The 18,698-nt window shown below is 60.9% G+C and carries 19 protein-coding genes and 1 riboswitch; of the genes, 10 read left to right on the top strand and 9 right to left on the bottom strand.

Features of this window, described 5'->3' with window-relative positions; genetic code table 11:
• Positions 1–5 precede the first annotated feature (5 nt).
• From recO to nfi, 6 genes are all read left to right on the top strand, one after another.
• Positions 6–830, top strand: coding sequence for a DNA repair protein RecO (recO, locus tag A6070_RS12835; protein WP_083558485.1), 825 nt, complete (start codon positions 6–8; stop codon positions 828–830).
• Positions 831–988: 158 nt separating this feature from the next.
• Complete coding sequence (glyQ, locus tag A6070_RS12830) at positions 989–1,861, top strand: glycine--tRNA ligase subunit alpha (protein WP_072286146.1); 873 nt, start codon at positions 989–991, stop codon at positions 1,859–1,861.
• Between the two features lie 77 nt (positions 1,862–1,938).
• Positions 1,939–4,005, top strand: a complete 2,067-nt coding sequence (gene glyS / locus A6070_RS12825) for a glycine--tRNA ligase subunit beta (protein ID WP_072286145.1) — start codon at positions 1,939–1,941, stop codon at positions 4,003–4,005.
• Positions 4,006–4,077: 72 nt separating this feature from the next.
• Positions 4,078–6,744 carry a pyruvate, phosphate dikinase gene (gene ppdK, locus A6070_RS12820; RefSeq protein WP_072286144.1) on the top strand — a complete coding sequence of 889 codons (2,667 nt, stop codon included), beginning with the start codon at positions 4,078–4,080 and terminating at the stop codon, positions 6,742–6,744.
• 207 nt (positions 6,745–6,951) lie between these two features.
• Positions 6,952–7,386 (top strand): hypothetical protein, encoded by a 435-nt coding sequence (locus tag A6070_RS12815; protein ID WP_072286143.1) that lies wholly within the window; start codon positions 6,952–6,954, stop codon positions 7,384–7,386.
• A 98-nt stretch (positions 7,387–7,484) separates the two neighbouring features.
• Positions 7,485–8,189 (top strand): deoxyribonuclease V, encoded by a 705-nt coding sequence (gene nfi, locus A6070_RS12810; protein ID WP_072286142.1) that lies wholly within the window; start codon positions 7,485–7,487, stop codon positions 8,187–8,189.
• On the opposite strand, the gene A6070_RS12805 is transcribed toward nfi, so the two are convergent.
• Both A6070_RS12805 and A6070_RS12800 read right to left on the bottom strand, forming a co-directional pair.
• Entirely contained in the window at positions 8,183–8,836 is a 654-nt protein-coding gene (locus A6070_RS12805; protein ID WP_072286141.1) for a fumarylacetoacetate hydrolase family protein, read from the bottom strand. The genes nfi and A6070_RS12805 overlap by 7 nt on opposite strands.
• Positions 8,837–8,858: 22 nt before the next feature.
• On the bottom strand, positions 8,859–9,464 hold the full coding sequence (locus A6070_RS12800) for a trimeric intracellular cation channel family protein (protein ID WP_072286140.1): 606 nt from the start codon (positions 9,462–9,464) through the stop codon (positions 8,859–8,861).
• A 214-nt stretch (positions 9,465–9,678) separates the two neighbouring features.
• Here A6070_RS12800 and A6070_RS12795 point away from each other — a divergent pair, with 214 nt between their 5' ends.
• Positions 9,679–10,434, top strand: a complete 756-nt coding sequence (locus A6070_RS12795) for a rhomboid family intramembrane serine protease (protein ID WP_072286139.1) — start codon at positions 9,679–9,681, stop codon at positions 10,432–10,434.
• Positions 10,435–10,446: 12 nt separating this feature from the next.
• Here A6070_RS12795 and A6070_RS12790 read toward each other — a convergent pair whose 3' ends face one another.
• The 6 genes from A6070_RS12790 to thiF form a co-directional block, all read right to left on the bottom strand.
• Positions 10,447–12,213: an SLC13 family permease gene (locus A6070_RS12790; RefSeq protein WP_072286138.1), complete on the bottom strand. Its 1,767-nt coding sequence runs from the start codon at positions 12,211–12,213 to the stop codon at positions 10,447–10,449.
• A gap of 164 nt (positions 12,214–12,377) precedes the next feature.
• Complete coding sequence (gene thiE / locus A6070_RS12785; protein ID WP_072288004.1) at positions 12,378–13,016, bottom strand: thiamine phosphate synthase; 639 nt, start codon at positions 13,014–13,016, stop codon at positions 12,378–12,380.
• A 21-nt stretch (positions 13,017–13,037) separates the two neighbouring features.
• Entirely contained in the window at positions 13,038–14,150 is a 1,113-nt protein-coding gene (gene thiH / locus A6070_RS12780) for a 2-iminoacetate synthase ThiH (RefSeq protein ID WP_072286137.1), read from the bottom strand.
• Entirely contained in the window at positions 14,147–14,923 is a 777-nt protein-coding gene (locus A6070_RS12775; RefSeq protein ID WP_072286136.1) for a thiazole synthase, read from the bottom strand. The genes thiH and A6070_RS12775 overlap by 4 nt, the downstream gene beginning before the upstream one ends.
• Before the next feature lie 22 nt (positions 14,924–14,945).
• On the bottom strand, positions 14,946–15,152 hold the full coding sequence (thiS, locus tag A6070_RS12770) for a sulfur carrier protein ThiS (protein ID WP_235605462.1): 207 nt from the start codon (positions 15,150–15,152) through the stop codon (positions 14,946–14,948).
• A gap of 13 nt (positions 15,153–15,165) precedes the next feature.
• Positions 15,166–15,972 (bottom strand): sulfur carrier protein ThiS adenylyltransferase ThiF, encoded by an 807-nt coding sequence (thiF, locus tag A6070_RS12765; RefSeq protein ID WP_072286135.1) that lies wholly within the window; start codon positions 15,970–15,972, stop codon positions 15,166–15,168.
• 63 nt (positions 15,973–16,035) lie between these two features.
• Positions 16,036–16,142, bottom strand: a riboswitch (TPP riboswitch).
• Positions 16,143–16,375: 233 nt separating this feature from the next.
• On the opposite strand from thiF, the gene A6070_RS12760 reads away from it, so the two are divergent.
• Both A6070_RS12760 and A6070_RS12755 read left to right on the top strand, forming a co-directional pair.
• On the top strand, positions 16,376–16,678 hold the full coding sequence (locus A6070_RS12760) for a hypothetical protein (protein WP_072286134.1): 303 nt from the start codon (positions 16,376–16,378) through the stop codon (positions 16,676–16,678).
• A gap of 158 nt (positions 16,679–16,836) precedes the next feature.
• Entirely contained in the window at positions 16,837–17,022 is a 186-nt protein-coding gene (locus tag A6070_RS12755) for a MerR family transcriptional regulator (RefSeq protein WP_072286133.1), read from the top strand.
• 108 nt (positions 17,023–17,130) lie between these two features.
• Here the strand turns inward: A6070_RS12755 and A6070_RS12750 are convergent, their stop codons facing one another.
• The gene (locus A6070_RS12750; RefSeq protein WP_072286132.1) at positions 17,131–18,198 is read right to left on the bottom strand and encodes a 3-deoxy-7-phosphoheptulonate synthase; all 1,068 of its coding nucleotides are present in this window, start codon (positions 18,196–18,198) and stop codon (positions 17,131–17,133) included.
• A gap of 212 nt (positions 18,199–18,410) precedes the next feature.
• On the opposite strand from A6070_RS12750, the gene A6070_RS12745 reads away from it, so the two are divergent.
• The gene (locus A6070_RS12745; RefSeq protein ID WP_083558483.1) at positions 18,411–18,692 is read left to right on the top strand and encodes a YggT family protein; all 282 of its coding nucleotides are present in this window, start codon (positions 18,411–18,413) and stop codon (positions 18,690–18,692) included.
• Positions 18,693–18,698: the final 6 nt, after the last annotated feature.

Here is an 18,698-nt window from a genome sequence, read left to right as displayed (position 1 = left end):
TCCGGATGGTTACTGCATTGTGGCCGGTGGTTGTTCTGGAGGTACGCTGGCGTATGGAAACCTGTTGTTCGGATGCCGTGGTGCTGCATCACCTGGACTATGGTGAGGCGGACCGCATTGTGACGTTTTTCAGCCTCGATCAGGGTCTTGTAAAGGGTTTTGCACGGCAGGCGCGCAAGAGCCGGAAACGTTTTGGCGCGGCGCTGGAGCCGTTTTCGTCCGTCCGTATCCGCTGGCAGGCGCCGCGCGGCGGGGAGCTGGTTTCCGTGCAGGAGGCGGAACTCGTCGATCTGCGCAACGGTCTGCGGCACGATCTGCTGGCCCTGGCCCTGGCCGCCTACGGCTGCGAACTGGTCGAAAACCTGATGGGTGAATCCGGCCCCCAGTCCGGCGTCTACCATCTGCTGATCGCTTTTCTTGACCACGTTACCCGCCATGGGGGTTCGGACGAAGCCCGCTTGCTGTTCGAACTGCGTCTGCTGAGCCTTGCCGGTTACGAGCCTCGTCTTCTGCAGTGCTGCAAGTGCGGCGTGCCGCTGCGCTCCGAAACGGTGGCTTTTGCCGCCGCGTCCGGCGGGGGGCTGTGTCCGGACTGCGCCGGCCAGGGAGATGTTCAGCTGCTCTCGCCGTTGACTCTGGGCAGTCTGGCGCGCGCCCTGCAGTCGCCCCCGACCCTGTTCGAAGGGTTCCGTTTCGGGGCGCAGACCCTTCAGGAGGGCGGACGGGCTATTTTCTCGATGCTTCGGCAGCATCTCAGCCGCCCCGTCAAATCGCTGGCGTTTCTCACGCAAATGGCCGAGGGTCGCTCCCGGGTCGCTGCCATTCGTTAACCGTCGACAGGCGTTTGCCCGGGGCCGACGGCGGAATGTCAAACGGGTTGACAGGTTCGGCGCAAACAAGCTAATGTGGGCTGCTCAATTGACAGTGCATTCCGAAGCCGGAAAGGTGCTCCCCGTGCGGGTCGGCATCGTCCGGACCTGGAGGTATCGTGACTTTTCAAGAACTCATTCTGGCCTTGCAGAATTACTGGGCCGGGCAAGGTTGTATCATTCAGCAGCCCTACGACATGGAAAAAGGCGCGGGGACCTTCAACCCTGCCACCTTTTTGCGCGTGCTCGGTCCGGAGCCCTGGAACGTGGCCTATGTGGAGCCTTCCCGGCGCCCGACCGACGGCCGTTACGGAGAGAATCCCAACCGCCTTCAGCATTACTATCAGTTCCAGGTGATCATGAAGCCCTCGCCCATGAATATCCAGGAACTCTACCTCGACTCTCTCAGAAGTTTCGGCATCAGCCCGTCGCGGCACGATATACGCTTTGTCGAGGATGACTGGGAATCTCCGACACTGGGCGCCTGGGGGCTTGGCTGGGAGGTATGGCTGGACGGCATGGAAATCACCCAGTTCACCTATTTTCAGCAGGTCGGCGGTATCGATCTGAAGCCGGTTTCCGCGGAGATCACCTACGGTTGCGAGCGCATCGCCATGTATCTGCAGGGTGTCGACAATGTGTACGATCTCGAATGGATCGACGGCATCCGATACGGTGACGTGCACCATCAGTCCGAGGTGGAGTTCTCCACCTACAATTTCGAAGAAGCCGATACCGGCATGTTGTTCCAGTTGTTCGACATGTATGAAAAGGAATCTGTCCGCCTGGCGCAAAAACAGCTGGTGCTGCCGGCCTACGACTACGTGCTGAAAGCCTCCCATTCCTTCAACCTGCTCGATGCGCGCGGGGCGATTTCCGTCACGGAGCGGGCCCACTATATCGGCCGGGTGCGCAACCTGGCACGGCTGTGCGCCGAAGGGTATGTCGCCCAGCGGGAAAAGCTCGGATTTCCCCTCATCAAAGGGCGGTAAATTCCCTGCAACAGGTAACCGCGCCACGGAAAAATGCTTTTCCGTGGCTTGCTTTTTTTTGAAATAACGGAGCGCTCATGTCTGCTGAACTGTTCCTGGAAATTGGTACCGAGGAAATCCCTGCCGGTTTTCTGCCGACGGCCATGGCCGATCTTGAACGGCTGGTTCGCAAAGAACTTGAAAACGCGCGTATCGGCTTTGAGTCGGTGCGAACCTTTGCCACACCCCGCCGGTTGGTGGTGGCGGTCGATGGGGTCGCCCGCGGTCAGGAACGCCAGGAAGTGACGGCTTCGGGCCCCTCCGTTGCCGTGGCTTTCGATGCCGACGGCCAGCCGACCAGGGCCGCTCTGGGGTTTGCCCGCAGCAACGGCGTCGACGTTTCCGATCTTGAACGGCGGCAGACGGACAAGGGGGAATACCTGTTTGTCTGCAAGGTCGTCGAAGGGCGCCCGACGCTGGAACTGCTGCCCGAAATGCTGCCCCGCATCATTGGCGCCATCCCCTTTAAAAAATCGATGCGCTGGAAGGATCTCGATATCCGCTTCGCCCGCCCTATGCACTGGATCGTCGCCCTCTTCGACGGACAGCTGGTGCCGTTTTCCTATGGCAACCTGGCCAGCGGCACGTTTTCGCGGGGACACCGGTTCATGGCACCCGAGACATTCGAGGTGACCGGACTCGACCAGTATCTAGAGGAGACGCAGCGGCGTTTTGTGGTTGTCGATCCGGCCTGCCGCCAGGAGATGATCAGGGAGCAGTTGGCTGAAGTCGTTTCCCGCACCGGAGGGCGGCTCAATCCCGACGAGGAACTGCTCGACGAAGTGGCGTTTCTGGTGGAATATCCGACGGCGGTAATCGGCGGCTTCGAGGAGGCTTATCTGCAATTGCCACCGGAACTGCTGATCACGGTCATGCGGGAGCACCAGCGATATTTTACCGTGGTGGACGATGAGGGTCGGCTGCTGCCGCGTTTTGTGACCATTTCCAATACGCGCGCCGAAGACCTCACCGTGGTGCAGCGGGGTAATGAAAGGGTGTTGCGCGCGCGTCTGTCCGATGCCATGTTTTTCTGGAAAGAGGATCGCAAGATCCGCCTGGAAAGCCGCCTCGATGCCCTGAAAAATGTCGTTTACCAGGCCCGGCTTGGAACCAGCTACGAAAAAGTCATGCGATTTAAAACCCTGGCCGTGGAACTGGCGGACCGACTGGCGCCCGACGCGGCTCGCCTGACCGAACGTGCGGCGTTACTCGCCAAGTGCGATCTTGAAACGGGCATGGTTTTTGAATTTCCCGAGCTGCAGGGAGTCATGGGCAGGGAATATGCCCTTCTCGACGGTGAGGACCCCCGTGTTGCGCGCGCTGTTTTCGAACATTACCTGCCGCTTCAGGCGGGCGGTAATCTGCCCGGCGACGATGTCGGGGCGTTTGTCTCCATTGCCGACAAGCTCGATTCGATCTGCGGCTGTTTCGGGGTCGGGTTGATACCCACCGGGACTGCGGACCCCTTCGCGTTGCGGCGCAGCGCCATCGGCATTCTCAATATTGTTCTCGATCGCGGTTACCGGCTGTCCTTGCCCGCCCTTGTCAGTCGCAGCCTGGAACTGCTGGCAGACAAGCTGACCCGGCCCTCTGCCGAGGTATCCGCCGAGGTGCTGGAATTCATCCGCCTGCGATTCTTCAACATGCTTTCTTCCCAGGGGTTGCCCAACGATGTCGTGGATGCTGTCTTGAGTGCAGCTTTCGACGATCCTGTCGAAGCCCTGCAGCGGGTCAGGGGGCTGGCGGCGTTTCGCGAGGAGGAAGAATTCGCCGCTCTGGCGATAACCTTCAAGCGGGTCGTCAACATTGTCAAGGGCGGCGTCGATGCTCCGGTGCAAGCCGATCTGTTCGAGGCGGATTGCGAGGGGCGGCTTTTGGCGGCGTTGCAACAGGTGAACGGTCGTTTTGAACAATATGTCGCAGAAGGTGCCTATCTGGATGCCCTGCGTACGGTCGGAGAGCTGCGGCCGGCTGTCGACGACCTGTTTGAAGGGGTCATGGTGATGGCCCCGGACGAGACGCTCAAGACCAATCGGCTTGCATTGCTGACCAGGGTGGCACGCTTGTTCCAGGGGATTGCCGACTTTTCGAAAATCGCTGCCTGACTCATCAATGATGCGGAGCTCAACGCTGCCGTTGAACGGCTGCATACCAAATCCTTCAGGAGGAACTCAATAATGGCTGCAAAGTACGTTTATTTCTTCGGCGCCAACCAGACCGAGGGCGGAGGCCAGATGCGCAACCTGCTTGGCGGCAAAGGCGCCAATCTCGCCGAGATGACGGCTATCGGTCTGCCGGTGCCCGCAGGTTTCACGCTTACCACCGAGCTTTGCACTGAATTTTATCGCAACGACCGCCGCTATCCCGAAGGGGTACGCGAGGAGGTTGCCGAAAATCTTCAAAAACTGGAACTGGCCATGGACAAGCGCTTTGGAGACCCGGCCAACCCTATGCTGCTGTCGGTGCGCTCCGGCAGTCGGGTGTCCATGCCCGGCATGATGGATACGGTTCTCAACCTGGGGCTCAACGATACCACTGTCCAGGGTCTGATCGCGCAGAGCGGCGACGATCGCTTCGCCTACGACTCCTATCGGCGTTTCATTCAGATGTACTCCAACGTCGTGCTTGGCATGGACGGCGAGATTCTCGAGCACATTCTGGAGAACATGAAGGAGACCCGCGGCGTCGATCTCGATACCGAGCTGACCGGCGACGACATGAAGCAGCTGGTTGCGCTGTTCAAGGCCAAGGTCAAGGAAACTCTGAACCAGGAATTTCCCGACGATCCCGAAGAGCAGCTCTGGGGCGCCATCAATGCGGTGTTCGGATCCTGGATGAATCCTCGCGCCGTCACCTATCGCAAACTCAACAACATCCCCGCCGACTGGGGCACCGCTGTCAATGTCCAGGCCATGGTGTTCGGCAACATGGGCGATGACTGCGCCACCGGAGTCGCTTTCACCCGCAACCCGTCCACCGGCGAAAACCGCTTTTTCGGTGAGTTTCTGCTCAATGCCCAGGGCGAGGACGTGGTTGCCGGCATCCGTACCCCGCAGCCCATCGACAAGGACAGCAGCGACGGTCAGCTGCCGTCCCTCGAGGAAGTCATGCCGGAATGCTATCAGCAGCTGCTGGACATTCGCCAGTTGCTGGAAAAGCATTATCGCGACATGCAGGACATCGAGTTTACCATCGAAAAAGACAAGCTCTACATGCTGCAGACTCGCGGGGGCAAGCGCACCGCCACAGCGGCGGTGAAGATTGCCGTGGACATGGTCAGGGAAGGTCTCATCGACAAGAAAACCGCCGTGCTGCGGGTCGCTCCGGAGCAACTCGACCAGCTGCTGCATCCGTCCCTCGATCCCAGGGCGCGCAAGGAAATCATCGCCACCGGTCTTCCCGCTTCCCCGGGCGCCGCCAGTGGCGAAATCGTATTTTCCGCCGAGGATGCCGAAAATGCCGCCAAACTCGGCCTTAAAGTCATCCTGGTGCGGATCGAAACCAGCCCCGAGGATATCCATGGCATGAACGCCGCCCAGGGCATTCTGACCGCTCGCGGCGGCATGACCTCCCACGCTGCCGTGGTGGCGCGCGGCATGGGCAAGTGCTGTGTGGCCGGCTGCGGCTCCATCAAGGTCGACTACAAGACCCAGCAGTTTGCCACCGCTGCCGGCGAAGTCTTTAAAAAGGGCGACGTCATTACCCTCGATGGCTCCACCGGGGAAGTGATGAAGGGTTCCGTCGATACGGTGCAGCCTTCGCTGACCGGTGATTTCGGCAAGCTCATGGAGTGGGTCGATCAGTTCCGGCGACTGCGTGTGCGTACCAACGCCGATACCCCCAACGATGCCGCCGTGGCCCGCAATTTCGGCGCCGAGGGGATCGGGCTTTGTCGCACCGAGCACATGTTTTTCGAGGGCGACCGCATCATGGCGATGCGCGAAATGATCCTAGCCGAGGACGTCGAGGGACGCAAGCTGGCGCTGAGCAAGATTCTGCCCATGCAGAAAGGCGATTTCCTCGGGCTGTTCCGCGAAATGAAGGGGCTGCCGGTTACCATCCGCCTGCTCGATCCGCCGCTGCACGAGTTTTTGCCCCATACCGACAAGGAGCTTGAAGAACTTGCCGGCGTGATGAACGTTGCGGCCAAGATTCTCAAGCAGAAGGTCGAATATCTGCACGAATTCAATCCGATGCTCGGCCACCGCGGTTGCCGCCTGGGCGTGACCTTTCCCGAAATCTATGACATGCAGGTGCAGGCGATCATGGAGGCGGCCTGCGAGTTGGTGTCCGAGGAAGGTTTTGAAATTGTGCCCGAGATCATGATTCCGCTGGTCGGTCATGTCGCGGAACTCAAGCTTCTGCGGCCCCGCGTCATCCGGGTCGCCGACGAGGTGATCGCCCGCTATGGCGTGCAGGTCAAATACCTGATCGGCACCATGATCGAGTTGCCGCGTGCCGCGCTTACCGCCGACGAAATCGCCCGCGAGGCCGAATTTTTCTCCTTCGGCACCAATGACCTTACGCAGACCGCCTTCGGCCTGTCTCGCGATGATGCCGGCAAGTTCCTGCCGTTTTACGTGTCGCGCGACATTCTGCCGCAGGATCCCTTTGTGGTTCTCGACCAGGATGGCGTCGGGCAACTGGTTCGCATCGGCTGCGAGAAGGGGCGCAAGACCCGCCCCGGCATCAAACTCGGCATCTGCGGCGAGCACGGCGGCGAACCTTCCAGTGTGATCTTTTGCCACAATGCCGGCCTCGATTACGTTTCCTGCTCCCCCTATCGGGTCCCCATCGCCCGTCTCGCGGCAGCCCATGCGGCGTTGCTTGAGGAGCGGGGATAGGCTGCAGGGTTCCTTGTCCTGTCCGCAACATCAGGCGGCCCCCGGAAAGGATCTTCGGGGGCCGCTTTTACGTTGCGATGCAATATCGGGGACGGCCCGGCATTCCTTGACAGGTTCGTGTCGAAGATGATAAATTTCGTCCCACGCAATACGCGTTGCCACAGGGCGGTAGTCCCTGTGGTTTTTTCTTTGGTTCAGAGGAGATGTATGAGTAAGCAGTTGTCGGCAGGAGATATTATCGAGGCTCGTTGCACCCGTTGCAAAGCCGTGACAAACCATACGATTATCGCCATGATCGGGGGCCAGCCCGTTCGCGTGCGCTGCAATACCTGCGATGGCGATCACAATTATCGTGCTCCCAGGGTCAAGAGCGAACCGGCGCGGAAAACGTCACCGGCCCGTCAACCCGGGGCGCAACGCAAGCCGAAGGCGGTAATGCAGGACGAGCAACAATGGCAGGAGGCCGCTGCGCGCTTGCGCTCGGGGCAGAGTGTGCCCTATGCTATGGACAGATCGTTCAAAAAGGGGGACGCTGTCGACCACCCTGCTTTCGGCATCGGCATTGTGGTGGATATGGTGCCGCCCAACAAGGTGGAAATCCTGTTTGAAAGCGGTCGCAAATTGCTGCGCTGCAAACTTTAGGAACAGCGGGGCCGGACTGATGCCCGGCCGTGCGTATAGGTGGGTGCCGCCGTCTGTTTTGTTCCGGCGGCCTCTATCGAGAGAGAAGCGCAAGGGGTATGGAGTTTGCCGAGCTTCACGGTTGGTGCATGACACCCCGGCAGGCGATCGCATTGCAAAAGGCCCTGGCGCATCGTGTTTGCACGGAAAGCCGGCTGCCCCAGAACCTGCGCCATGTGGCCGGTGTCGATGTCTCCTTCCGGCGTGGCGACTCGCTGTTTCATGCCGCAGTGGTGGTCGTGGATTTAGCCGACATGGCGTGCGTCGAGGCGGTCTGTGCCGCCATCGAGATTCGCTTCCCCTATGTGCCCGGGTTGTTGTCCTTCCGTGAGTTGCCGGTGGTGCTTGAGGCTTTCCGGAAATTGCGGAGTACACCGGATGCGGTGCTGGTGGACGGCCAGGGTATTGCGCATCCCCGTCGCCTGGGCCTGGCGAGCCATCTCGGATTGTGGCTTGGCCTGCCTACCGTCGGTTGTGCCAAAAGCCGACTGTGCGGGGAACACCCGCCGCCGGGCCGCAGACGTGGCGAGCGGGTGCCGCTGGTTTTGGACGGCACCGTTGTCGGCACGGTTCTTACCACCCGTGATGGCATCAGGCCACTGTATGTTTCTCCGGGGCATATGATGGACGTGCCCGGCGCTGCGGAGCTGGTGCTGGCCTGCACCGGGCGTTATCGTCTGCCGGAGCCGATTCGCCGGGCGCATCAGTGCGCCAACGAGGCGCGGCAACGCGCCCGGAGTGACATCAACTCACCGTTTCACTGAATACCGATGTTCAGCCAGTTCACCCCTTCGATCTCCGCGCAGATCTGATCCCCCTGAACCACCGGTCCGACGCCCGCAGGCGTTCCGGTCAGCAGGATGTCACCTTTTTCCAGGGTAAAAATGGCCGATGCGGCGCTGATCAGGGCCGGGATTTTGAAGATCATTTCCGCCGTATTGCCATCCTGCCGGGTTTCGCCGTTGACTGACAGGGTAAGACGCAGGGCGTGGGGGTCGGGAACCTGTCCGGCCGGTACGAAATCGGACAGGGGGCAGGAGGTGTCGAACCCTTTGGCCTGGTCCCATGGCAGGCCCTGCGCCTTGAGGCGTTGCTGTACGTCCCGCAGGGTCAGATCGATGGCGACGCCGTAGCCGGCGACATGGTTCATGGCCTCCGCTTCCGGTATGTTGCGGCCCCATTTTCCGATGAGTACCGCCAACTCGATTTCGTGGTGGCAGAGCCTGCTGTAAGGCGGGATCACGGCATTTTCTCTGGGGCCGATGATGCTGCTGGAGGGCTTCAGAAAAAATACCGGTTCATTGGGCGGTTCATTACCCAGTTCATCGGCGTGGGACCGGTAATTGCGAGCCACGCAAAGAATCTTGCCGACCTGAAAAAGGGTGTCATCGAGCAATCTGACTGTATGCATGGCAATCCTCCTGTTTCGGATGTCAATCCCGGGCGCGTGGCAGCGCCCAGTTGAAGTGGATGGCAAACAGCCGCAATGCGCTGACCGTGACGGCGGCCACCAGCAGGGCCGGCGATCGGGCAACGCCGAAACGGATGAACAAAGCCAGCAAAGCGGCGCCGGCCAGGCATGCTGAAGCGTAGATCTCCTTGCGCAATATCAGTGGGATCTGGTTCGCCAGAACGTCCCGCATAATGCCTCCGGCGGTAGCTGTGACGACCCCCATCAGGACTGCGCCCAGAAAACCCAGCTTGAAATGCAGCGCCTTTTCGGTGCCGATGACCACGAAGGTTCCCAGGCCGATGGCGTCGAAAAACAGCAGCGGCTGCCGAAAACCGCCAAGGTGCCGATGGAGAACGAAAGTTAACAGGGCGACCCCCAGACTCAGGTAAAGATAGCCTTCATTCCGGAAACAGAATGGGGGATTGTCGCCAAGCAGAAGATCCCTCAGGGTACCTCCTCCGATGGCGGTGACCAACCCCAGGACCAGGACGCCGAACAGATCCATTCTGCGTCGAATGCCGGCCAGGGCGCCGGAAGCCGCGAAAGCCGCTGTGCCGATCAGGTCGAGGGTATAAAGCAGGGACAAGATTTCATCCTCCGGAGGTTTATGTAATGATACCTTCCGGGCGGCGAAACACAACAATCCGTGCGCCTACGCCGGTTATGGTAAAATGTACCGGCATGATACCCGATGGAAGGCCTTTCGTTAAACAATTTTTGTTCGGCAGGGTGCTGTCGTCCCGCCCGTCGTGTTGTGGCGGGGTCGTTGCGAGCTGGCGGTACCGGTCGAGGGAGAGTGTATGTTCCTGCCCTTTGGTGATACCCCCAACCCGCGTGTCACGGCCTATGCCAACTGGCTGCTGATTGGACTCAACATTGCCGTGTTTATCGGTATCAGCCTGCCTCTGACCCTGTCGCGCGCCGACCCTTCCGATCCGTTGCTGCTGGAGTATCTGCGCAGTCACGGGGTGCGGGGATTAGTCTCTGCCCGGGAGCTTCTGCAGCAGATCAGCAGCTACGACCTGTTTGTTTTCCGCTACGGTTTCCGTCCCGCGGAACCTTCCCTTACCAGCCTGTTTTCCTGCATGTTCCTGCATGGCGGATGGATGCATCTGGCCGGCAATATGCTGTTTTTGTATATTTTTGGCAACAACGTCGAAGCACGCCTCGGCGCTGTTGGATATCTTCTGGTCTACCTGACGAGCGGCGTGGCGGCGACATTGTTTTTTGCCCTGTTCGTACCGGGATCCCAGGTGCCCCTGGTGGGGGCTTCCGGGGCGATATCCGGAGTTCTGGGGTGCTATTTTTTGTGGTTTCCCCGCAATCAGGTCAAGACTTTCATTTTTCTTTTCCCGTTTTTGATGACCACGGTGCTGCTGCCGGCCCGACTGGTGCTTGGCGTGTATCTGGTTATCGATAATCTGCTGCCGTTCCTGGCCAATGGCGGAGCCTCCGGCGGCGTTGCCCATGGCGCGCATATCGGCGGGTTTCTGGGAGGACTGGGGCTGGCTTACGGAGTGGAACACTGGGGCCTGGTGCGGCACCGCCGGCGCTGAGCCTCCCGGCTTTCAGAACGGGAATAAAAGGGGAATCATCAAGGATGCGCAGGCCCATACCAGCAGGTTGAGGAGGGTGCCGGTGCGGGCGAAATCGGAAAAACGGTAGCCACCCGGCCCCATCACCAATGCGTTGGACTGATGGCTTATGGGGGTCATGAAGCAGGATGACGCGGCCACGGCCACGGCCATGAAAAACGGTCGTGGCGAAACCTGCAGGGAGGTGGCCGCATGCAGTACCACCGGTGCAATCAGCACCGCTGCGGCGGCATGGCTCATGATTTCGGTCAGCAGCGAGGTGAGCAGGAAAAACACCGCCAGCACCGCCATGGGGCCCCAGTGCCCGATCAGATGCAGGATGTTTTGCGCCAGCAGGCTTGCGGCTCCGCTGTTCTGCAGAGCCAGGCCCAGTGGCAGGGTGCCGGCAATCAGCAGAAGGATGCGCCAGTCAATGCTCTCATAGGCTTCCTGCATATTGAGACAGCCGCTGAGCACCATGGCCACCGCGCCTAAAGGGGCGGCCAGGGCGATAGACAGGCTCTCGGTCACCGTCAACAGAATCACCCCGGCCAGCACCAGCAGCGCCATGGGGGCCTGCCGTGGCCGATAGGGTGTCGGTTCAATCCCGCCCAGCAGCAAAAAACCGTGTTCGCGGCCCAGGTGCGCGATTCCCGCCTCGTCCCCCTGCAGAAGCAGCACATCACCAAATCGCAACACGACATGATCGACTTTTTTGACCACCGGCGCGCCCTGACGCCACAAGGCCAGGACGTTGAGTCCGTAGGTCTCCCGGAACCGTACCTGGCGCAAGGTCTTGCCGGCCATTTCACTGTTGGGGGTCAGGGAGGCTTCGATCACCATCAATTCCTTGCCGCGATGTGGCGGAGGGTTATCCCGTTCCGGAATCAACTCCAATCCCTTGGCTTTTATCACCTTGAGGATGCCCTGGGGGTTGCCTTCGAGAAACAGGATATCGCCGCTGCGCAATTTGCGGTTACGGCGCGGCGCGGGAATTTTTTCCCTGCCGCGCAGGATGGCTCGCACCCGCAGCTGAAAGTCCCGCTCCAGACTGCTGCCGGCGATGGTCTGGCCGGCGATCGGCGAGTCCGGCAGGATTTCCGCCTGCGTAATGTATTCCTTCACCTGGTAGGCTTCGGTCAGTTGCCCGGATTTGCGCACCGGCAGCAACCGCCGGCCGAGCAGCAGCATGTATCCGATACCGACGGTAACGATCACGAGCCCCACCGGGGTGAAGGAAAACAGGCCGAAGCGCTCCCCTGTATATTCCTGCAGCAGGGCATTCATGAGGATGTTCGGCGGGGTGCCGACCAGCGTGCAGACGCCGCCCAGCAGGGATCCGTAGGCGAGGGGGATGAGCATTTTCGAAGGGCTGATATGCAGGCGGCGGCACACATCGATGACGACCGGCATCAATACCGCGGTGGCGCCGATGTTGTTGATAAAGGAGGAAGCCAGGGCAACACTGACCATGATGATGGCGGTAAGGCGGTTTTCGCTGCCTTTGGCCAGATGGATGAAGAGTACGCCGGCTTTTCCCAGAGCGCCGGTATGGGTTATTCCGGCGCTGATGACGAACATGGCCGCCACCGTGATTACCGCCGGATTGGCGAAGCCGCTGAGCGCCTCCTGTATCGAGACCATGCCGCTAATGGCCAGCGCCAGAAGGACCAGCAGCGCGACCATATCCATTGGCAGCCATTCGGTGGCGAACAGCAGGACCGCCACCAGCAGAATGCCTAAGGTCATCGCAATGGCCATGCCACCCCTCACGCTTCAGCAAAAAGTCCTGTCCTGAAAAGTGTAGCCTTTATCTTTGCGAAGTCACCCGCAGCTTTGGATTGTCCAGGTTTTTTGTGTGTGAAAATGCCCGTTTGGCGAGCAAGTCATCGGGAGAAATCATCGGTCCGCGTCCCGGAATCGCTTTAAGCCAAAGGTTCATCCATTTCGGCCAGCAGGGCCCGTGTTGCGGCTTCGGGGTTGGCGGCGGCCAGAATCGCCGAAATGAGCGCCACGCCTGCCGCCCCGGCGGCACGCACCTCCCGGATGCGACCCTGCTGGATGCCACCCAGCGCCAGTACCGGCAGCGGACTGCAGGCGCAGGCGCACCGCAGTGCCTCCAGGCCCTGGGGCGCACCGAAGGGCGCTTTGGAAGGGGTGAAGTAGATCGGGCTGAAGGTGACGAAATCGGCTCCCTCTTGAGCGGCTGGGTGGATTGCCTCAGGGTGGTGAACGGAGCGGCCGATGATGGCGTTCTGGCCGAGCAGACGGCGGGCTTCGGCGGTGGGCAGGGAATGCTCGCCAAGATGCACCCCGTCGGCACCGGTCGCCAGGGCCACGTCGATGCGGTCGTTGACCAGCAGTCTGGCGCCGAATCGTGCGGTCAGGGAGCGTAATGCCAAACCGCAGCGATAAAGCTCGTCGGCGGGCAGATCCTTGTCCCGCAACTGGACGGCGCGCACACCTCCGCACAGGGCCTGTTCCACGCATTGAAGCAGGGTGCGTCCTTGCGGCACGGTTTTGCGATCGGTGATCAGATAAAGGCGGAACGCACCTGTATCCATGGACATGGCGGTCCCCCCGACTCAGTTCTGAAAAGCGCTGTCCCAGTCTTTCCAGACCGGCTCGTAGCCGCTGGCCCGCAGCATGGCGCAGACCTGCTCGGCGTCGCGTTCGTCGCTGATGGCGAACTGTTCGCTGCCGTCATGCTCGTGTCCGTAGCCGCCCGGCGCGGTGCTGGAACCGGCGCTGAGCTGGGTGATGCCCAGCGGCAGCAGGCTGTCGCGCAGGGCCGCGCTCTCGCGCGTGGACAGCACCAGGCCGGCATCGGGCATCAGCAGGCGCAAGGCGCACAGCAGCTGCACCAGGGCGCGGTCGGAGACCGGCGCCAGGGGCTGGAAGCCGCCGTCGGCCGGCCGCAGGCGCGGAAACGACACATTGACCCGGCTGCGCCACCAGCTGCGGGCCAGATGCCGGGCGTGCAGCCCGACGAAAAAGCCCTCGGTACGCCAGTCGCTCAGACCCAGCAGCGCGCCGACGCCGATGGAGCGCAGCCCCGCCGCGCCACCGCGATCCGGCGTGGTCAGGCGCCAGTCGAAATCCTTCTTGCGCCCGAAAGGATGCAGGCGATCGTACAGCTGGCGATCGTAGGTCTCCTGATAGACGGTCAGGTTGTCCACCCCGGCCGCCACCATTTTCCGGTAGCCGGCTTCATCCATCGGAAAAACCTCGATGCTGATGGCGGAAAACAGCGGCCGCACCCGCCGCACCACCTTTTCGAGATAGTCGACGTTGACGGCCCGCGGCGCCTCGCCGGTCAGCAGCTGCACGTGACGAAAACCCCGCTGGCGCAGGATGCGCGCCTCGGCTTCGACCTCGTCGAGGCTCAGGGTGCGCCGCGCCACCTTGTTGGCGGCGTTGAATCCGCAGTACAGGCAGCCGTTGCTGCACTCGTTGGAGACATACAGCGGCGCGAACATCTGGATGGTTTTGCCGAAGCGCCGCTGGGTGACCCGGTGGGCCTTCTGCGCCAGCGGCTCCAGATACGCTTGCGCCGCCGGCGACAGCAGCGCCATGAAATCGCCGAGGCGCAGGTGTTCCGCCGCCAGCGCCCGCTGCACATCGGCGGCGCCGCAGGCGGCGATATCCCGCGCCACTTCGGCGCGGTCATAACCGTTGAAAATCTCCAGAAAACTCATCGCTCGTCCCTCAGAAAACCGGTCAGCGGACTGGAGGCTTCCGCCATTTGCCGCTGCGCCGGCAGTCCCGCCAGGTAGGCGCGGCGGCCGGCCTCGACCCCCAGACGGAAGGCGTGCGCCATCCCCGCCGGGTCCGGTGTCACCGCCAGGGCGGTGTTCACCAGCACCGCGTCCGCTCCCATCTCCATGGCTTCCGCGGCGTGGGACGGTGCCCCCAGCCCGGCGTCCACCACCACCGGCACGATGGCCTGTTCGATGATGATGGCGATACTGTCGCGGGTACGCACCCCCTTGTTGGTGCCGATCGGCGCCCCCAGCGGCATCACCGTGGCGGTGCCGATCTCCTGCAGGCGTTTGGCCAGCACCGGGTCGGCATTGATATACGGCAGCACCACGAAGCCTTCCTTGACCAGGATCTCGGCGGCCTTGAGCGTTTCGATGGGGTCGGGCAGCAGGTAGTAGGGGTCGGGGGTCACTTCCAGCTTGACCCACGGCTCGCAGCCGGCGGCGCGGGCCAGACGCGCCAGGCGCACCGCCTCCTCGGCGTCGCGGGCGCCGCTGGTGTTGGGCAGCAGCAGGTAGCGGTCGCGGTCGATATGCGCCAGCAGATCGTCGTCGGGCCGGTCGATATCGACCCGGCGCAACGCGACGGTGACGATCTGCGCCCCGGAGGCGTCAAGCGCCTGGGCCATCAGGGCGTTGGAGGCGAATTTGCCGGTTCCGGCCAGCAGCCTGGAACGGAAGCGGCGACCGGCGATAACCAGTTCATCCATGGGCTTATCCTCTTCAGGCGGGTTACCCCCCGCCGACGAATTGCACGATCTCCAGCTGGTCACCCGCGGCCACCGGGGTCGCGGGGAAGGCTTTCTGCAGGAGAATGGTGCCGTTGTGTTCGATGGCGACCCGTGCCGGATCGATGCCGAGATGGGACAGGATCCCGGAAAGGGTTGCCGGCTCGGGAAAGCTGTGCGGTTTGCCATTGATCGTGATTTTCAGCATCATCCTGTCCCCTGGATCAGACAGGCACGTCGCCGAGCAGCAGCTGGACAACGGCATTGGCCTGATGATGGGCGGCAACGCCGACACGGGGCGCCATCAGGCCGGTGCCAGGAGCCGCTGCGGTTTCGCCGTCGCCCACCAGGTAGAGATTGCCGATGGTACGGCGGGTGACGATCGTGTTGGCGGAGCCCGCTCCCGCCACGCCCGAGGCGGCAACCAGCGGCTTGCCGGGAAAGTGGCTCATGAAAGTTTCGGTCAGCATGGCCTTGGCCCGAGCATCGTCGAGCGCCTCCACCATGACGTCCACCTCCGCAAACAGTGTGGCGATATTGTCGCGGGTCAGGCGCACGATGTGTGTGACCACCGCGACCCCGGGATTGATCCGCGCCAGGGTGGCGGCCAGTGCTTTGACCTTGGGCAGGCCGATCTGGTCGATAAAATACATCTGGCGATTGAGATTGGATGGTTCCACCACATCGTAATCCGCCACCACCAGTTTCCCTATGCCGCTGCGCGCCAGTGCCGCGGCAATGGGCGAGCCGAGGCCGCCGGCACCGGCGATGCCGACGCAGGCATGCTTGAGGCGCTCATGCACCCCCGGGGTATGACGTGCCGTCAGCAGGGCGTCAAATTCCTCGGCGGATGGGGTTTCACCACGGCGGATCAGCACCACACGGTCGTTCTCGGTCAACGGCAGGTCCGCCGTTTCCGGAAAACCGTTGACAATCATAACGTCGGCCTGCGGCCTGAATTGGTCACGAACGCCGAAAAGGCTGGCGTCCGGCGGGACGTCATGCCTTTGCTCGTTGATCCAGATCTGCATATCCGCTACATCCTTGCCAAAAAACAAAAGGCCGCATAAGCGACCTTGACGACACTCCGGGGGTGTCGTTTACGCGCCGCTTCCCTACGCCGGAATGACCCGGATCAGGTTCGAAGGGTTGTCCCGCAAAAAAAGGGACTCTCAGTCTGGCAACTCCCCCAGGGCTTGGCTATGTACGACCGGATCTGTCCAAAAATCCGGTCATCAACTGTCTGATTAACAGGTTAGCAGCAGCGCGCCGCCGCCGTCAATGCCTAACTTCCAGGCCAGTGCGGCGCTGGCTCTGGTCTGGTTAACGGAAAAAATCACGTGGCGCCGCTGAAACGGCGGCTAGATGTTGTCCGCGAAAGCCGGTTGTTGCTACAATGGCGCCTGGAAATGTTTTCCCTTTAAAGGAGTATGCATGAATATCTCAGATCGTTATCGCGCCCTCGCGGATGAAGTGCGCAGTTTGATGACCGGTACGGCGGACCCCAAGGTTGAGCGTTTGCTTGAGCAGGCGGTGCGGGAACTTGCCCAGCACGAAGAGAGTGTCGGCGATATTCCCCAGTTGCGGTTGGAAAACGAACTGACCCCGGTTCTGCTCAAGGCCCACAACCTGCTTGACCGGGCTCGCCTGCTGTTCAATGAATGCGGCGAGGAAGATCGTGCCGCCAGTCTGTGGGAGGCGGAGCAGAAGATTTATCGTCTGCTGAACGCCCTGTAAAAGGGGTTATGGGCGCGGCCTGGTTGCTGGCTTGCCGTTTCTGACCCGGTTGCATGTTGGCCTGCATCTTCTAAAGTATAAATAAAGCTGCCGCATGCGGGTTGTCGGGGGAGTCCCCGAATGGCGGTTTCTGTCGGCTGCGGAAAGGAGCCTGTCTCATGTCTCTGGTGAAAACCTGGTTTGCCCCGGAAGAAGCGGCCGGGAGGTTCGGGATCAGCAAAGCCCTGGTACTGGAATGGGTGGATCAAGGACTGGTGCGCAGCGAAAGGGAACACGGCAAGGTCACGCGGGTCAATATTGACGATGTCAAGCTGCAGGTCGATGCTTTGGTGCATCGTGACTGAATTGCGCTTCACGGCATAAGGCGCGGGAATGAAAAAAGGCGGCTTTCGGAAAACCGAAAGCCGCCTTTGCCATTGGTGTGCCTTGCGACGGTGCGGGCGGTGTTTTTTTCAGGCAATGGCGCGTCCGCCGCATTTTTTCAAACGCTCGCGGGCATGCCGCAACATGCGTTCGGTGGTGGCCCAGTCGACGCACTTGTCCGTGATGGAAAGGCCGTATTTGAGCAGTTTGATGTCGGCTGACAAGCTCTGGTTACCGGCCTCGAGGTTGCTTTCGATCATCAGGGAGCAGATGGAGCGGTTGCCGGCCACCACCTGGTCGAGGGTGTTGACCAGAACCTCTTCCTGCCGCTGGTGATCCTTGAAGGAGTTGGCATGACTGCAGTCAACCATGATCGCCTGCTTGAGACCGGCGCGATGCAGAAGGTTTTCAGCCCGTGCGATGTCTTCGGGATAATAGTTGGGCTTGCCACCACCGCCTCGCAGTACGATGTGCGTGTCGGGGTTGCCGGTGGTTTCGACAATGGCGGTGCGACCGTCCCGGCTGATGCCGAGAAAACTGTGCGGATGGCAGGCCGCGCCGATGGCATCGATGGCAATCTGCAGGCTGCCGTCGGTGCCGTTCTTGAACCCGACAGGAAACGACAGACCGCTGGCCATTTCCCGATGGGGTTGGGATTCGGAAGTGCGTGCGCCGATGGCCCCCCAGCTGATCATGTCGGAAAGATACTGGATGGTGATCGGATCGAGCATTTCCGTGGCGATGGGCAGTCCCATCTGGGTGATGGCGCACAGCAGACCCCGGGCGACTCCGAGACCTTTGGATATCTGATGGGTGCCGTTGAGGTCGGGATCGTTGATCAGGCCTTTCCAGCCGATGGTGGTGCGCGGTTTTTCGAAATAGACGCGCATCACCAGAAACAGTTGATCGGACAGCTCTTCTTTCAGTGCAGCCAGGCGTTCAGCGTATTCCAGGGCTGCCCTGGGGTCATGGATCGAGCAGGGGCCGACCACCACCATAATGCGGTGATCTTGCTGATTCAGGATGTCCCTGATGGTCTGACGGCTGCTTAGAACAAACTCCGCGGCCTCTTCGCTCAGAGGGAAGACCTGCTTGAGATCGGTCGGTGCGATGATGGGTGTAAGCGCGCGGATATTGAGATTGGTGGTCCGGATCATGGCGGTTCCTTGCTGGTGGAATGTGTCATGAACACCCTTGGGTGCGGGGCATGGAGAAGCCAGAATGTATCGGTTTTTTGTGTGTTTGTCAAAGGATACGGTCGTTGCCCGGTTTGCTTTGCCGAAAGCGTTGACACTTCGGCGGCGGATTCGGTATAACGTGACATTAATTATTGAAAAAACGATGAAAATTTTTTCAAGCGAGGTCAAGCGTGGGCATTCTTCAAGGGTTGCAGTTTACATTGATAAAAATGGTGGCTTCGGCTATCGAGATTTACGCCTACATCGTGGTGGCGCGGGCCATTCTTTCGTGGGTCAATCCCGATCCTTACAACCCCATTGTGCGGTTCCTTTACAACGCCACGGAGCCGGTTTTGCAACGCCTGCGGCGGCTTCTACCTTTGCGGGTCGGCGGGCTGGATTTTACGCCGATGGTGCTGATTTTCGTCTTGTTTTTCGTAAGCAATTTTTTGCGGACCTTGCTGTTTCGCTGATTCAGG

The organism is Syntrophotalea acetylenica (assembly GCF_001888165.1).
Lineage (GTDB): Bacteria > Desulfobacterota > Desulfuromonadia > Desulfuromonadales > Syntrophotaleaceae > Syntrophotalea > Syntrophotalea acetylenica.
Note: the sequence above shows the minus strand (reverse complement) of the source record. Positions and strands in the feature narration are given on the sequence as shown.

Excerpts from the sequence above, each read along its gene's own strand:
- recO (WP_083558485.1), top strand. The coding sequence starts at position 6 with ATGGTTACTGCATTGTGGCCGGTGGTTGTTCTGGAGGTACGCTGGCGT.
- glyS (WP_072286145.1), top strand. The coding sequence starts at position 1,939 with ATGTCTGCTGAACTGTTCCTGGAAATTGGTACCGAGGAAATCCCTGCC.
- ppdK (WP_072286144.1), top strand. The coding sequence starts at position 4,078 with ATGGCTGCAAAGTACGTTTATTTCTTCGGCGCCAACCAGACCGAGGGC.
- A6070_RS12815 (WP_072286143.1), top strand. The coding sequence starts at position 6,952 with ATGAGTAAGCAGTTGTCGGCAGGAGATATTATCGAGGCTCGTTGCACC.
- nfi (WP_072286142.1), top strand. The coding sequence starts at position 7,485 with ATGGAGTTTGCCGAGCTTCACGGTTGGTGCATGACACCCCGGCAGGCG.
- A6070_RS12805 (WP_072286141.1), bottom strand. The coding sequence starts at position 8,836 with ATGCATACAGTCAGATTGCTCGATGACACCCTTTTTCAGGTCGGCAAG.
- A6070_RS12795 (WP_072286139.1), top strand. The coding sequence starts at position 9,679 with ATGTTCCTGCCCTTTGGTGATACCCCCAACCCGCGTGTCACGGCCTAT.
- A6070_RS12790 (WP_072286138.1), bottom strand. The coding sequence starts at position 12,213 with ATGGCCATTGCGATGACCTTAGGCATTCTGCTGGTGGCGGTCCTGCTG.
- thiE (WP_072288004.1), bottom strand. The coding sequence starts at position 13,016 with ATGGATACAGGTGCGTTCCGCCTTTATCTGATCACCGATCGCAAAACC.
- thiH (WP_072286137.1), bottom strand. The coding sequence starts at position 14,150 with ATGAGTTTTCTGGAGATTTTCAACGGTTATGACCGCGCCGAAGTGGCG.
- A6070_RS12775 (WP_072286136.1), bottom strand. The coding sequence starts at position 14,923 with ATGGATGAACTGGTTATCGCCGGTCGCCGCTTCCGTTCCAGGCTGCTG.
- thiS (WP_235605462.1), bottom strand. The coding sequence starts at position 15,152 with ATGATGCTGAAAATCACGATCAATGGCAAACCGCACAGCTTTCCCGAG.
- thiF (WP_072286135.1), bottom strand. The coding sequence starts at position 15,972 with ATGCAGATCTGGATCAACGAGCAAAGGCATGACGTCCCGCCGGACGCC.
- A6070_RS12760 (WP_072286134.1), top strand. The coding sequence starts at position 16,376 with ATGAATATCTCAGATCGTTATCGCGCCCTCGCGGATGAAGTGCGCAGT.
- A6070_RS12755 (WP_072286133.1), top strand. The coding sequence starts at position 16,837 with ATGTCTCTGGTGAAAACCTGGTTTGCCCCGGAAGAAGCGGCCGGGAGG.
- A6070_RS12750 (WP_072286132.1), bottom strand. The coding sequence starts at position 18,198 with ATGATCCGGACCACCAATCTCAATATCCGCGCGCTTACACCCATCATC.